15 protein-coding genes and 1 pseudogene are annotated in these 14,032 nt (G+C 53.8%); 12 read left to right on the forward strand and 4 right to left on the reverse strand.

The window, feature by feature from the left end; genetic code table 11:
- Nucleotides 1-129: 129 nt before the first annotated feature.
- The 3 genes from DOU50_RS14890 to rimJ are packed head-to-tail and all read right to left on the reverse strand — an operon-like array spanning nt 130 to nt 2,300.
- Entirely contained in the window at nt 130-1,053 is a 924-nt protein-coding gene (locus tag DOU50_RS14890) for a Gfo/Idh/MocA family protein (RefSeq protein ID WP_148769670.1), read from the reverse strand.
- A gap of 2 nt (nt 1,054-1,055) precedes the next feature.
- Nucleotides 1,056-1,706, reverse strand: coding sequence for a YceH family protein (locus DOU50_RS14895; protein ID WP_148769671.1), 651 nt, complete (start codon nt 1,704-1,706; stop codon nt 1,056-1,058).
- 9 nt (nt 1,707-1,715) lie between these two features.
- A complete protein-coding gene (gene rimJ / locus DOU50_RS14900) occupies nt 1,716-2,300 on the reverse strand; it encodes a ribosomal protein S5-alanine N-acetyltransferase (protein WP_008500822.1) in 585 nt (194 codons plus the stop codon).
- A gap of 236 nt (nt 2,301-2,536) precedes the next feature.
- Between rimJ and mdtH the strand changes: the two genes are divergently transcribed.
- The 9 genes from mdtH (at nt 2,537) to DOU50_RS14945 (ending at nt 9,214) form a co-directional block, all read left to right on the forward strand.
- Entirely contained in the window at nt 2,537-3,745 is a 1,209-nt protein-coding gene (gene mdtH / locus DOU50_RS14905; protein ID WP_024909006.1) for a multidrug efflux MFS transporter MdtH, read from the forward strand.
- Nucleotides 3,746-3,868: 123 nt separating this feature from the next.
- A complete protein-coding gene (locus DOU50_RS14910; RefSeq protein ID WP_023311126.1) occupies nt 3,869-4,429 on the forward strand; it encodes a lipoprotein in 561 nt (186 codons plus the stop codon).
- Between the two features lie 126 nt (nt 4,430-4,555).
- Nucleotides 4,556-5,602 carry a dihydroorotase gene (pyrC, locus tag DOU50_RS14915; protein ID WP_032650832.1) on the forward strand — a complete coding sequence of 349 codons (1,047 nt, stop codon included), beginning with the start codon at nt 4,556-4,558 and terminating at the stop codon, nt 5,600-5,602.
- 74 nt (nt 5,603-5,676) lie between these two features.
- Nucleotides 5,677-5,922: a DNA damage-inducible protein I gene (gene dinI, locus DOU50_RS14920; protein ID WP_008500826.1), complete on the forward strand. Its 246-nt coding sequence runs from the start codon at nt 5,677-5,679 to the stop codon at nt 5,920-5,922.
- A gap of 274 nt (nt 5,923-6,196) precedes the next feature.
- Nucleotides 6,197-6,451 carry a biofilm formation regulator BssS gene (gene bssS / locus DOU50_RS14925; RefSeq protein ID WP_008500827.1) on the forward strand — a complete coding sequence of 85 codons (255 nt, stop codon included), beginning with the start codon at nt 6,197-6,199 and terminating at the stop codon, nt 6,449-6,451.
- A gap of 116 nt (nt 6,452-6,567) precedes the next feature.
- Nucleotides 6,568-7,686 (forward strand): N-methyl-L-tryptophan oxidase, encoded by a 1,119-nt coding sequence (gene solA / locus DOU50_RS14930; RefSeq protein WP_148769672.1) that lies wholly within the window; start codon nt 6,568-6,570, stop codon nt 7,684-7,686.
- Nucleotides 7,687-7,745: 59 nt separating this feature from the next.
- Nucleotides 7,746-7,859: a DUF2770 family protein gene (locus DOU50_RS14935; RefSeq protein WP_032645429.1), complete on the forward strand. Its 114-nt coding sequence runs from the start codon at nt 7,746-7,748 to the stop codon at nt 7,857-7,859.
- Nucleotides 7,860-8,067: 208 nt separating this feature from the next.
- Entirely contained in the window at nt 8,068-8,634 is a 567-nt protein-coding gene (locus tag DOU50_RS14940) for a cytochrome b (protein ID WP_048990276.1), read from the forward strand.
- A gap of 1 nt (nt 8,635) precedes the next feature.
- Complete coding sequence (locus tag DOU50_RS14945; RefSeq protein WP_048990275.1) at nt 8,636-9,214, forward strand: YceI family protein; 579 nt, start codon at nt 8,636-8,638, stop codon at nt 9,212-9,214.
- Nucleotides 9,215-9,255: 41 nt separating this feature from the next.
- Here the strand turns inward: DOU50_RS14945 and DOU50_RS14950 are convergent, their stop codons facing one another.
- Complete coding sequence (locus tag DOU50_RS14950; RefSeq protein WP_148769673.1) at nt 9,256-10,305, reverse strand: rhodanese-related sulfurtransferase; 1,050 nt, start codon at nt 10,303-10,305, stop codon at nt 9,256-9,258.
- 221 nt (nt 10,306-10,526) lie between these two features.
- Between DOU50_RS14950 and DOU50_RS14955 the strand changes: the two genes are divergently transcribed.
- From DOU50_RS14955 to DOU50_RS14970, 3 genes and pseudogenes are all read left to right on the forward strand, one after another.
- Complete coding sequence (locus tag DOU50_RS14955; RefSeq protein ID WP_024909000.1) at nt 10,527-11,453, forward strand: Kdo(2)-lipid IV(A) acyltransferase; 927 nt, start codon at nt 10,527-10,529, stop codon at nt 11,451-11,453.
- A gap of 143 nt (nt 11,454-11,596) precedes the next feature.
- The gene (mdtG, locus tag DOU50_RS14960) at nt 11,597-12,814 is read left to right on the forward strand and encodes a multidrug efflux MFS transporter MdtG (RefSeq protein WP_090417375.1); all 1,218 of its coding nucleotides are present in this window, start codon (nt 11,597-11,599) and stop codon (nt 12,812-12,814) included.
- A gap of 181 nt (nt 12,815-12,995) precedes the next feature.
- Nucleotides 12,996-13,699: pseudogene (locus tag DOU50_RS14970) on the forward strand (integrase core domain-containing protein).
- Nucleotides 13,700-14,032: the final 333 nt, after the last annotated feature.

Below are 14,032 nucleotides of genomic sequence, written 5' to 3' on the forward strand. Positions count from 1 at the left end.
TAACGTGAATTTCCAGAACCATACGGATTTGTGAGCCGGGTAAGCGTAAGCGCCACCCGGCAAAGCCAACAAGCGGCGCTTAGTCTAACCGGATTTCAACGAATTACTATCCGCAGATGTTACAGCGAGTTATTCGCTCATGGCCTCGCGCCAGAGCCTTTCCACAATGCGCTGCGCCATAATGGCCTGCTCACCGGACGTTTCAGGAACCGTCTGATTTTGCACGCAGGTGATAAAGTGGCGGGCACAACCGGCAAAACCGCGCTGTTCAAGCGTGCTCTGCCAGCCAGGGGCAGGTAGCGTCACCACGCCGCTGCCCTTCTCTTCCCGCCATTCACGCATGTCGGTTATGTCGTACAACGCGCCGTCGGTGACGGCCTGGACGGATTCACGCTGACTCCCCGCACGACGATGCATGCTGGTCGTGATCTGCAGATGGTCAATCGCGAAATGATGTTCGGCGTAGACCATTTCACCCTGCTCGTTCGTCAGTAGCGTGCCACTTTGCAACTGTGCATTGCCGCTGGTGAGCCACAGCGCCGTATCCACAACGTGCAGATAGTCATCCAGCAGCGTGAAGCGCAAATCGTTTGGCCCAATGCTGTCGGTACGGTGCTTATCCATCCGCAGCGAGGCGAGCGTTCCCGACTGCGCCTTCAGCTGTTGATAAAGCGGCGCAAAGCGGCGGTTGAAGCCCACCATCAGCGTCAGTTTTTTGCGCGCGGCCAGCTCAATCAGCCGTTCGGCATCCTGAACATTTTCAGCCAGCGGTTTATCCACGCAGACGTGAACCCCCAAATTGAGCAGCTCGCTCACCACCTGATAGTGGGTTGCCGTTGAGGTATGCACAAAAACCGCATCACACTCGCGGGCCAGATCCTGCAGGGAGGCAGCATACGGCATGCGCCAGGTTTCGCAGATACGTTCTGCCTTTTCTCGGGTGGGTGACCATGCCCCTTGCAGGGTCCAGTCCGTCGCCGCACCTAAAACAGGCAGCCAGGCTTTTTGCGCGATGCCGCCCAGCCCCACCACGCCTACGCGTAATTTTTTCACCGTCAGTCTCCCAAATGTGCCAGCAACGCATCCAGACGCTGTTTCAGCCCGGCGACCTCATCTTCCAGCGCCTCTACGCGGGCAACCAAATCGTCATCTCCAGCACTAATATCGGTTGCGCTGGATTTAACTGAAATATCAACTTCACCACTGAACAGATGCATATAGCGGCTTTCGCGTTTTCCCGGCTCGCGCGCCAGACGCACCACGTATGGGCCGTCTTCACGCGCGGCTAGCCCTTCCAGGGTCTGCTCGACCTCCTGCATATCGCTGAACTCATGCATACGGGAAGCGCGCGTGCGCAGCTCTCCCGGCGTCTGTGCCCCGCGCAGCAGCAGCGTGGTGATGACCGCCACTTCCGCACTGCTCAGCTTCAGGTCGCCAAATTCGGAGTTACAAAAGCGCTGTTCGTATTTGGTCACGCGGTTGCCGAAGCCGCTGACGGTGCGCAGATAGTGGCGTTTTACCAATGCATCGAGCACGTCCTGAACCTCATGCTCGCTGAGGTTCATCACCGGCTCGCGGTTGGTCTTCTGATTGCAGGCCATGGTCACGGCGTTGACGGAGAGCGGATACTGCTCCGGCGTGGTGACCTGTTTTTCGAGTAAGCACCCAATCACGCGCGCTTCTGTACCGTTTAGCTGATACTTCATCTTTTCTCCTTAACGACCTGCGGTCCAGTCCCGGGTGGTTAACGCCGTCAGAACGTGGTCGCGCCACTCTCCGTCTATCAGCAGATAGTCTTTGGCGTAACCCTCTTTCTCGAACCCTAAACGCGCCAGCAGATTTCCGCTGCGCTGGTTATGCGGCATATAGTTCGCCATGATGCGATGGATATGCTGCGTGCGTTGCATATAGCGGATCGCCACCGTTAACGCCTCGTACATCAGCCCCTGCCCCTGCCATTTCTGGCCGATGGAGTAGCCAAGGTAGCAGGCGTGAAACGATCCCCGCACCACGTTTGAAAAATTGGCGATCCCGATAATTTCTTTCTCTTCAGGATCCAGCAGCGCGAAATAAAACGCGCTGCCCTGCTTGTGAAATTCCGTAATCATGCTGAGGCGCGCCTGCCAGCCGGAAGGGTAACAATGGCTCTCATCCCGAACGGGTTCCCAGGGTTTTAAAAACTGGCGATTCTCGGCGTAATAATCCGCCAGACGCCAGGCATCACGCTCATGCACCAGACGAACGACCAGCCTGTCCGTTGTCAGACGCACTTTTGGCACATTACTGCGATAGCCAAACATCGTTACCACTCCTTCCCGTCACTTCTGCTTACCCATTAGCTTTACTATACCTGCGCCTGCGCCGTCTGTGAAAACAGTGACATACCATTTTCACCTCTTTTCACACTTTTCGATGAGAACTCTCTATCAAAGCACCCTTTTGATAAAAAAATATTGTCGCGTTCAGGGGTGGGAAAAAACGCGGCGACACCGCAGAATGTTAGCGTGCTCACCATCTTATTTTCCCTGGAGGGAAAATGTCCCGCGTATCACAGGCCAGGAGCCTGGGTAAATATTTCCTGCTCGTCGATAACATGCTGGTCGTGCTCGGCTTTTTTGTCGTTTTCCCGCTGATATCGATTCGCTTTGTCGATCAAATGGGCTGGGCGGCATTAATGGTTGGCATTGCCCTGGGGTTACGCCAGTTTGTCCAGCAGGGGCTGGGCGTCTTTGGCGGGGCCATTGCCGACCGCTTTGGCGCTAAACCGATGATCGTGACCGGTATGCTGCTGCGCGCGGCAGGCTTTGCCACGATGGCGGTCGCTCAGGAGCCGTGGCTGCTTTGGTTCTCCTGTTTCCTTTCCGGTATCGGGGGCACGCTGTTCGATCCGCCGCGCACCGCGCTGGTGGTGAAGCTTATTCGCCCGCAGCACCGCGGCCGTTTCTTCTCGATTCTGATGATGCAGGACAGCGCCGGGGCGGTTGTCGGCGCCCTGCTGGGAAGCTGGCTGCTGCAGTATGACTTCCGTCTGGTCTGTGCGGCTGGCGCGGTACTCTTTATTTTGTGCGCGCTGTTTAATGGCCTGTTCCTGCCGGCGTGGAAACTGTCGACGGTGAAAGCACCTGTCCGGGAAGGGCTTGGCCGCGTCCTGCGCGACAAACGTTTTGTCACCTATGTGCTGACCCTGACGGGCTACTACATGCTGGCTGTGCAGGTCATGCTGATGCTGCCGATCATGGTTAACGACATTGCTGGCACGCCTGCTGCCGTTAAATGGATGTACGCCATCGAAGCCTGCCTGTCGTTAACGCTGCTTTATCCGATTGCCCGCTGGAGCGAACGGCGTTTTCGTCTGGAGCATCGCCTGATGGCCGGGCTGTTCCTGATGACGCTGAGCATGATGCCGATCGGCCTGGTGAACTCTCTCCAGCAGCTGTTTACCCTGATTTGCACCTTCTATATAGGGTCGATCATCGCCGAGCCTGCCCGTGAAACGCTGAGCGCCTCCCTTGCGGATGCGCGTGCGCGCGGCAGCTATATGGGTTTCAGCCGGCTGGGGCTGGCGCTTGGCGGCGCATTAGGTTACGCCGGGGGCGGCTGGTTGTTTGATGCCGGTAAAGCGTTAAACCAGCCCGAACTCCCGTGGATGATGCTCGGCGTGGTGGGCTTTATGACGCTTCTTGCCCTGTGGTGGCAGTTCAGCCAGAAACGCAGCGCGAGCGGTATGCTCGAGCCTGGCGCGTAGCCTTTCCCTCGGGCGGGAGTTCCTCCCGCCCCACTTCTCAGTTTTTTCTGCTGGTTTCTGCCCATTCACGCTGACATACTGGCGTAACAGGACAGAAGCGCCGATTTTTCGTTGAGGAACACTATGAAGAAAATTGTCTTTGCCGCTGCATTAGTTGTCAGCGGTCTGCTGGTTGGCTGTAACCAGCTCACGCAATATACCGTCAGTGAACAGGAAATTAATCAGGCGCTGGAAAAACATAACAATTTTTCTAAAGACATTGGCGTGCCGGGGCTGGCGGACGCGCATATCGTGCTCACGAATCTGACCAGCCAGATCGGACGTGAAGAGCCAAACAAAGTCACCCTGGCTGGTGACGCGGATCTTGATATGTCCTCCCTCTTTGGCAATCAGAAAGCCAACATCAAGCTCAAGCTGAAGGCACTCCCCGTTTTCAACAAAGAGAAAGGGGCGATTTTCCTCCAGGAGATGGAAGTCGTCGATGCGCAGGTGTCCCCGGACAAGATGGCGCCGGTTCTGCAAACCCTGATGCCCTATCTCAACCAGTCGCTGCGTAATTATTTCAACCAGCAGCCCGCGTACGTCTTAAGCGAAGACAAAAGCAAGGGTGAAGCCCTGGCGAAAAAATACGCAAAAGGCATAGAGGTTAAGCCGGGTGAAATCATCATTCCTTTCACCGATTAACCTGAAGGGCGCTGCGGCGCCCTTTTTTTTACGGAAAAGTGTGCAAACGAAAACGTTTCCGCTTATGATTTGTGTCCGGCAAAAACAGCCATCCTTATGACTGATTCCTGACAAGCCGGAGCTTCCATGACTGCACAACCCCAGGTTCTTAAAATCCGCCGCCCTGACGACTGGCATATCCATCTGCGTGATGGCGATATGCTGAAAACCGTCGTGCCTTATACCAGCGAAATTTATGGCCGCGCGATTGTCATGCCTAACCTGGTTCCACCAGTCACCACCGTCGATGCCGCGATAGCCTATCGCCAGCGCATCCTGGATGCCGTGCCTGCGGGACACGATTTCACCCCGTTGATGACCTGCTATCTGACCGACTCGCTGGACCCGAACGAAGTGGAGCGTGGGTTTAACGAAGGCGTATTTACGGCGGCGAAACTCTATCCGGCGAATGCCACCACCAACTCCAGCCACGGCGTCACCAGCATTGATGCCATCATGCCGGTTCTGGAGCGCATGCAGAAACTGGGCATGCCGCTGCTGGTCCATGGTGAAGTCACGCATGCCGAGATTGACATCTTCGACCGTGAAGCCCGGTTTATCGAGACCGTGATGGAGCCTCTGCGCCAGCGCCTGCCCGCGCTTAAAGTGGTCTTTGAGCATATCACCACCAAAGACGCGGCAGAGTACGTGCGCGACGGCAACGATCTTATCGCCGCCACCATTACGCCGCAGCACCTGATGTTTAACCGTAACCACATGCTGGTGGGCGGGGTGCGCCCTCACCTGTACTGCCTGCCGATTCTCAAGCGCAACATCCACCAGCAGGCGCTGCGCGAGCTGGTTGCCAGCGGGTTCTCCCGCGCGTTCCTCGGCACCGATTCCGCGCCTCACGCCCGCCACCGTAAAGAGGCAAGCTGCGGCTGCGCAGGCTGCTTCAACGCCCCAACGGCGCTTGCCAGCTACGCGACCGTATTTGAAGAGATGAACGCGCTGGAACATTTCGAAGCGTTCTGCTCCCTTAATGGCCCGCGCTTCTACGGCCTGCCGGTCAACGACAGCTTCATCGAACTGGAGCGTAAAGCGAGCCACGTTGAGGAGTCCATTGCGCTGACGGATGACACGCTGATCCCCTTCCTGGCGGGCGAAACCGTTAACTGGACGGTAAAACGTTAAAAAATCAATGCCCCTTGTTGTCAAACCGATAATATACCTGTATAAATAAACAGTATATTACACAGGGGGCATTTATGCGTATTGAAGTCACCATAGCCAAAACAACTGTTCTGCCTGCCGGCGCGCTTGATGCACTGGCAGGCGAATTATCCCGCCGTATTAACAACACCTTTCCCGACAACGCGGGTGCCGTAACGGTGCGTTACGCCGCGGCGAACAACCTCTCCGTCATTGGTGCGGCGAAAGAAGATAAAGATCGCATCAGCGAAATCCTGCAGGAAACGTGGGAAAGCGCAGACGACTGGTTTATCACAGATTAATACTGCTCCCTCATTGTGTTTTTTTGCCGGGTCGCCCCGGCTTTTTTTTGTCTAAAAATACGGTAAGTTCAAATTAATTCGGCATCTTCTTTAAGAATCGTGAACAAGATGGTGTTTTATTGTTCGAACAATCCTAAAAAGCAGAAAAATGTGTTGCCACCTGTTTATTTTTCCCTTCGGAACCCTTATTACTTGGTATACTGAAGATGCTTTCAGAAAAACATGCATTGAACCTCAAAGCCGTTGTCTTCTAACACGCATTAAGGGGGTTATAATGGAAAAGAATAGTGAAGTGATCCAGACCCATCCACTTGTTGGCTGGGATATCAGTACCGTAGATAGCTACGATGCGCTGATGCTGCGTTTGCACTACCAGACCCCGAATCAACTCAACCGTGAAGAAGCGGAAGTTGGACAGACGCTGTGGCTAACAACAGACGTCGCCCGTCAGTTTATTTCTATTTTAGAGGCAGGTATTGCAAAAATAGAATCTGGCGACTATCAGGAAAATGAGTATAAACGGCACTAAGCTTATGCCCACTTTTCTCTCTACAGGCACCCTCGCGGTGCCTTATTTATTTCTCCCTTGTCTAACTCCGCGTTGTTAATTACTCTGCTAACAAAACGTCAGTTTATGAGATGCATATGAGATACGACTTAATCATTATTGGTAGCGGCTCCGTGGGTTCCGCTGCCGGTTATTACGCAACACAGGCAGGTCTGAAGGTCCTGATGATCGATGCCCACCTCCCTCCCCATGCGGAAGGCAGCCATCATGGCGATACCCGCCTCATGCGCCATGCGTATGGAGAAGGCGAGCGCTATGTCCCGCTGGTGCTTCGCGCCCAGACGCTGTGGGATGAACTGGCGAAACAGACCGAAGAGCGTATTTTCGAGCGTACCGGGGTTATCAACCTTGGTCCGGCTCATTCGGAATTTCTTGCCGGCGTCGAGCGCAGCGCGAAAGCCTTTAATCTGGACGTTGAGAAGCTGGACGCAACGGGCATAACCGCGCGCTGGCCTGAAATTAGCGTCCCGGACGATTATATTGGCCTCTTTGAAGCCCACTCCGGCGTACTGCATTGTGAAACAGCGATCAAAACCTGGGTCGACCTTGCCGCGAAAGCTGGCTGTGCACAGCTGTTTAACTGTCCGGTGGAGGCCATCACCCATGACGAGAATGGCGTCACGGTAACGACCCTTGACGGTGAATATTCCGCGGTTCGCCTGCTCGTCAGCGCAGGAACCTGGGTCACTCGCCTGCTGCCGGACCTGCCGATCCAGCCGGTGCGCAAGGTCTTCTCCTGGTTCCAGTCGGATGGTCGTTACAGCGTCCAGAATAAATTCCCGGCCTTCACCGGGGAATTACCGAATGGCGATCAGTTCTACGGTTTCCCTTCCGAGAAAGACGCGCTGAAAATTGGTAAACACAACGGGGGCCAGGCGATCACCTCCCCTGAAGAGCGTAAGCCTTTCGGCGCCTTTCCTCAGGATGGTTCGGAAGCCTTCTCGTTCCTGCGAACTATTCTTCCGGGCGTCGGTGGCTTGCTGTATGGCGCAGCCTGTACCTACGACAACACACCGGATGAAGACTTCATCATTGATACGCTGCCCGGGCATGACAACACCCTGCTAATCACCGGGCTGAGCGGCCACGGCTTTAAATTCGCTTCCGTGCTGGGTGAAATCGCCGCGCAGTTTGCCCAGGGTATTGCACCGCAGTTTGATCTGACGCCCTTCTCACTCTCGCGTTTTAACGGATAATCCGCACGGGCTCCGGACGTCCCGGCGCCCGTTTCACTCACACTGCATTACGGGGCGTTATGCGCAGGATCGTTAGCTTTCTGATGAATAATATTCGCGAGCACTTCATGCTCTATCTCTTATTGTGGGCGCTACTCGCCATTATTGATTTTGTTTACATTGTATTTTATTGAAAAGCCCGACTGACAATAATTGACATTTATTTAGCTTTATTGAAAATCTCAATTTCATCTTGCACGAAGACATTGAATTACCTTTATCAATCCTGTTCAAAAGCGCTGAAATAAATAAAATAAAAATCAATAGACAATTATTTCAGTTGCAATATCCCGTCTTCCCGTTCATTTTTACTTTCCGGTTAATTTGAAAATGGACATTCTGATGCAATTGCGTAACTCCTCCCGGCGCTACGGAATAATATCCATAGGTTTGCACTGGATATTTGCTCTTGCCGTCTACGGTATGTTTGGACTTGGGCTCTGGATGGTCACGCTCAGCTATTACGATGGCTGGTATCACCAGGCGCCGGAGTTACATAAAAGCATTGGTGTCCTGCTGATGCTGGGCCTGGTTTTCCGCGTGATCTGGCGACATATTTCCCCACCGCCGGCCGCGCCGAATACCCACAGCAAATTTACCCGCGTCAGTGCAGTCGCCGCGCATATTGCGCTCTATGCGCTGCTCTTCGCCATTCTGATTAGCGGATACCTTATCTCGACGGCGGACGGTAAGCCGATTAGCGTCTTTGGCCTTTTTGACGTCCCGGCAACGCTCAGCGATGCGGGCGCTCAGGCTGACACTGCAGGGGTCGTTCACCTCTGGCTTGCGTGGAGCGTCGTGATCCTGTCCGTACTTCACGGGCTTGCCGCCCTCAAACACCATTTTATTGATAAAGACGATACGCTAAAGCGCATGCTTGGCCGCTCGTCAGTTGACTCTGGAGCATAAAATGAAAAAACACCTGCTGGGTATCGCCCTGGGTTCTCTGTTATTCACCGCCGGTTCCGCCGTGGCGGCTGATTATAAAATTGATAAAGAGGGCCAGCACGCTTTCGTCAATTTCCGTATTCAGCACCTGGGTTACAGCTGGCTGTACGGTACCTTTAAGGATTTTGACGGCACATTCACCTTTGACGAGAAAAATCCTGCCGCCGACAAGGTCAACGTGACCATTAATACTAACAGCGTTGATACCAATCATGCTGAACGTGATAAACATCTGCGCAGTGGGGAATTCCTCAATGTCGGGAAATACCCACAGGCTACTTTCACCTCCACGGAAGTGAAAAAAGACGGTGATAAGCTGAATATTACCGGCAACCTGACGCTTAACGGCGTAACAAAACCGGTCACGCTGGAGGCTAAATTATTGGGTCAGGGTGACGATCCGTGGGGCGGTAAACGCGCAGGATTTGAAGCAGCGGGTAAAATTCATCTGAAAGATTTTAATATCACAACGGATTTAGGCCCGGCGTCTCAGGACGTGGAGCTGATTATTTCCGTTGAAGGTGTACAGCAGAAATCATAATAGATTCGCCCGGCAGGCTTTTGCCGTACCGGGCGTTATTATCATTCCGGGTCAGGGATACCCAGTTTGGTATTCAGACGGCCGCGTGATTTATTGAAAATCTTGTTGCCGTTTTCACGTCCTGCACGACGGCGACGCTGTTCTTCTTCCGGCAGGATGCTCTCTTCGCTGCATAGCTCGCTACAGCAGCCGTTAAACTTCTCGGCACAGGCCGGGCACTGAATAAACAGCAGATGACACCCGTCGTTTTTGCAGTTGGTATGGGTATCGCACGGCGCGCCGCACTGGTGGCACTGGGCAATAACGTCTTCCGAGATACGTTCCCCCATACGCTCGTCAAAGACAAAGTTTTTCCCGATAAAGCGTACCGGTAAACCCTGTTCACGGGCGCGGCGGGCATACTCGATAATGCCGCCTTCAATATGCCAGACCTTATTAAAACCGTTGTGCTTCATCCACGCGCTGGCTTTCTCACAGCGGATACCGCCGGTGCAGTACATAACGATCTTTTTATCTTTATGTTCCTGCATCATCTCAACCGCTTTGGGCAGCTGCTCGCGGAAGGTGTCGGCCGGGATTTCCATCGCGTTCTCGAAATGCCCCACTTCGTACTCATAGTGGTTACGCATATCAATGAACACGGCATCCGGATCGTCCAGCATCGCATTCACTTCCGCCGCCTTGAGATATTCGCCGACATCCGCCGGGTTAAACTCAGGATCGTCGATACCGTCCGCCACGATGCGTTCACGCACCTTCATGCGCAGCACCCAGAAGGATTTCCCGTCATCATCCAGGGCAATGTTCAGGCGTAAGCCGTCGAGGGCCGGATCGAAGTGATAAAGAACGTCGCGGAAAGCGCTGACTTTGCTTTCCGGTACGCTAATCTGCGCGTTGATGCCTTCACGGGCAAGGTAGACGCGTCCGAAGACGTTCAGGGTCGTGAACGCCTGATAAAGCGCATCGCGGGTTGCCTGCGGATCGTTGATCGTGAAGTATTTGTAGAAAGAGATGGTGGTGCGCGGTTCGGTTTCAGCCAACATACGCGCTTTTAACATCTCATTCGACACGCGGTTGTGTAACACTGGCATGGTGTACAGTCCTGGAATCGTTAGAGAGAATGAAAAATCGGTCGGCATCATATAGCAAATAAAACTAATTTACATCCACACAATTTACGCTACATTTCACACACCCTGATTAATCAGGCTTAACAATTGCTGTATTCGTGCACGCTTCGAAAGCAGATATTTTGGCTACGTCTAAAAAAATGAGACACTAGCAAAACAGGACGTTTGAACACAGGAAAGACATGACCCAGTTACCAAAATTTACTGCCGCCCTTTTGCATCCCCGCTATTGGTTGACCTGGCTTGGCATTGGCTTTTTATGGCTCCTGGTACAGCTTCCCTACCCTGTAATTTTTCGGTTGGGTAAATTTCTGGGCCGTTTCGCGCAGCTGTTTATGAAGCGTCGCGCCAAAATTGCGTACCGCAATCTTGAGCTGTGTTTTCCGCAGATGAGCGAGACAGATCGTCACGATATGGTTTCGAAGAATTTCGAATCCGTCGGGATGGGGCTTATGGAAACCGGTATGGCGTGGTTCTGGCCGGACAAACGCATGGCCCGCTGGAGCGAGGTGACGGGAACCGGCATGGAGCCTGTGCATACGCTTCAGGCCAACCAGACGGGCGTTCTCCTGATCGGCGTCCATTTTCTGACGCTGGAAATCGGGGCACGCATGTTCGGCATGCAGGCACCCGGCATTGGCGTTTATCGTCCTAACGATAACCCGGTCATCGATTTAATCCAGACCAACGGTCGCATGCGCTCCAACAAAAGCATGATCGACCGAAAAGATCTGAAGGGCATGATCCGCGCACTAAAATCCGGTGAAGTGGTCTGGTATGCCCCCGACCATGATTATGGCCCGCAGGCCAGCGTATTTGTCCCCTTCTTCGCCGTTGACGAGGCCGCCACAACCACCGGCACCTGGATGCTGGCGCGGATGTCCAAAGCTGCCATCGTGCCTTTTGTTCCTCGCCGTAAACCGGATGGTTCAGGCTACGAGCTGATGATGCTGGAGCCGGAACTCGCGCCGCCGCTTGACGATGCAGAAACCACCGCACGCTGGATGAACAGCGTTGTGGAGAAGTGCATCATGCTCGCCCCGGAGCAGTATATGTGGCTGCACCGTCGCTTTAAAACGCGGCCAAAAGGCACGCCGTCCCGCTATTGATTTTCAACGTGCGGCCCTCAGGGCCGCATGCTGTTTTAGCTTTAAAAGCTCCCCCTCATTGCGGCAATCATAACCCAGGCGCATAATTAGCATGCTTATTACTTCATGCTTCAGGTGCTCAGCACCTCATTATGCGGATTGTTATGTCACCCTCAGATGCCCCCATAAACTGGAAGCGTAACCTCACGGTTGCGTGGCTTGGCTGTTTTCTTACCGGCGCGGCGTTTAGCCTGGTCATGCCCTTCCTGCCGCTCTACGTCGAACAGCTGGGCGTGACGGGTCACAGCGCGCTCAATATGTGGTCCGGCCTGGTATTCAGCATCACGTTCCTGTTTTCCGCGATAGCCTCGCCCTTCTGGGGTGGCCTTGCCGATCGCAAGGGACGTAAAATCATGCTGCTGCGCTCGGCGCTGGGGATGGCCATTATCATGGCGCTGATGGGCGTGGCGCAAAACGTCTGGCAGTTCCTGATCCTCCGCGCGCTGCTGGGCCTGCTGGGGGGCTTTATTCCCAATGCCAATGCCCTGATTGCCACACAAATTCCCCGCCATAAGAGCGGCTGGGCGCTGGGCACGCTTTCAACCGGCGGCGTGAGCGGCGCCCTGCTGGGGCCACTGGCCGGTGGACTCCTGGCCGATAGCTATGGCCTGCGGCCAGTTTTCTTTATCACCGCCAGCGTGCTGTTCCTGTGCTTTATCGTCACCCTGCTCTGTATTCGGGAAAACTTCACGCCTGTCGCCAAAAAAGAGATGCTCCACGCCAGGGAGGTGCTGACCTCGCTTAGAAATCCCAGACTGGTGCTGAGCCTGTTCGTGACGACAATGATTATCCAGGTGGCTACCGGGTCGATTGCCCCTATTCTGACGCTGTACGTTCGCGACCTGGCGGGTAACGTCAGCAATATTGCGTTCATCAGCGGGCTGATTGCCTCCGTACCCGGCGTGGCGGCGCTACTGAGCGCCCCGAGGCTGGGAAAACTGGGGGACCGGGTGGGTCCGGAAAAAATCCTGATCTGCGCGCTGGTGATTTCCGTCCTGCTGCTTATCCCGATGTCGATGGTGCAAACGCCATGGCAGCTGGGCGTCCTGCGCTTTTTGCTGGGTGCCGCCGACGGCGCGTTGCTGCCCGCCGTACAGACCCTGCTGGTCTACAACTCCACGAACCAGATTGCCGGGCGTATTTTCAGCTATAACCAGTCATTCCGGGATATTGGTAACGTCACCGGACCGCTGCTCGGGGCCGGGATCTCTGCCAGCTTCGGCTTTCGCGCCGTCTTTATCGTGACGGCGGGCGTCGTGTTGTTCAATGCCATTTATTCGTGGTTCAGTTTATCCCGCGCGTTACGGCCCGTGACGGAATAAGACGAACGCCTGAAGCTTATTTTCGCATTCATACTTGCAGAATCTTATATTCAGCTATTCTTTCCCTGAAACCTTCTGGAAAACAGGGAGACACTAATGACCATGTACGCTGACCTGCTCCTCGTTGATTAAGACACCGCGATGTAAGTAATGTCTTCATAAGCCACATGAGGACATCCCCATGAAGAAGCGTTTTTCCGACGAACAGATCATCAGTATCCTCCGCGAAGCTGAAGCAGGGGTTTCTGCCCGTGAGCTCTGCCGCAAGTACGCCATTTCCAACGCCACCTATTATACCTGGCGTAAGAAGCTGCTTGCCGAAGCCATGCTGGATAAGGAGGCTCTTCAGTGGCCCTGGGGCGAAAGTACTGACGACAGACCAGAAGCGGGAAGCCGTGGTATTGATGTGTGATGCGACCGGTCGCAGGATCAAGTGCCTGACCTGTGTGGACGACTTCACGAAGGAGTGCCTGACATTACCATCGCATTCGGGATTTCAGGCGTTCAGGTCACGCGTATTCTGGACAGCATTGCACTGTTTCGAGGCTATCCGGCGACGATAAGAACTGACCAGGGGCCGGAGTTCACCTGCCGTGCAATGGATCAATGGGCTTTTGAGCATGGTATTGAACTGCGCTTAATCCAGCCGGGCAAGCCAACGCAGAACGGATTTATTGAGAGCTTTAACGGGCGATTTCGCGATGAATGTCTGAATGAGCACAGGTTCAGTGATATCGTTCACGCAAGGAAAGTCATTAATGACTGGCGGCAGGATTATAACGATGTCGTCCACATTCAGCACTGAATTATCAGACGCCATCAGAGTTTGCAGCACGGTGGCGGAATGGAAAATGTGAAAGTAAACAAACCGACATTACTAACTGATGGTTGTATCTAATACGGGGGGCAGGTCAGGACGGTTATCACATTGCCAATAACTTCATAAACAAAATCGTTAATAATATATTTTTCCATAAACTCACCTCATCTATTGTTGATGTATTTATTGTTATAGTCAGTAATTAAGTACCAAAAAACACCCTCACCATATACAGTGAGGGTACTTAATAAAATGAGGTATTAGCGATTGGCCTGAAACTTTCTTAGTACCAAACGTGTGAGCAAGAACAGTATGGTAGCGTAGATAAGTACCATCAGGATTAAGGCGATGAACCTTATCGGATCTGCATCAGCTTCATATGAACCACTCAGGCCGGA

This window comes from Enterobacter sp. C6 (assembly GCF_008122455.1).
In the GTDB taxonomy this organism is placed as follows: domain Bacteria; phylum Pseudomonadota; class Gammaproteobacteria; order Enterobacterales; family Enterobacteriaceae; genus Enterobacter; species Enterobacter pseudoroggenkampii.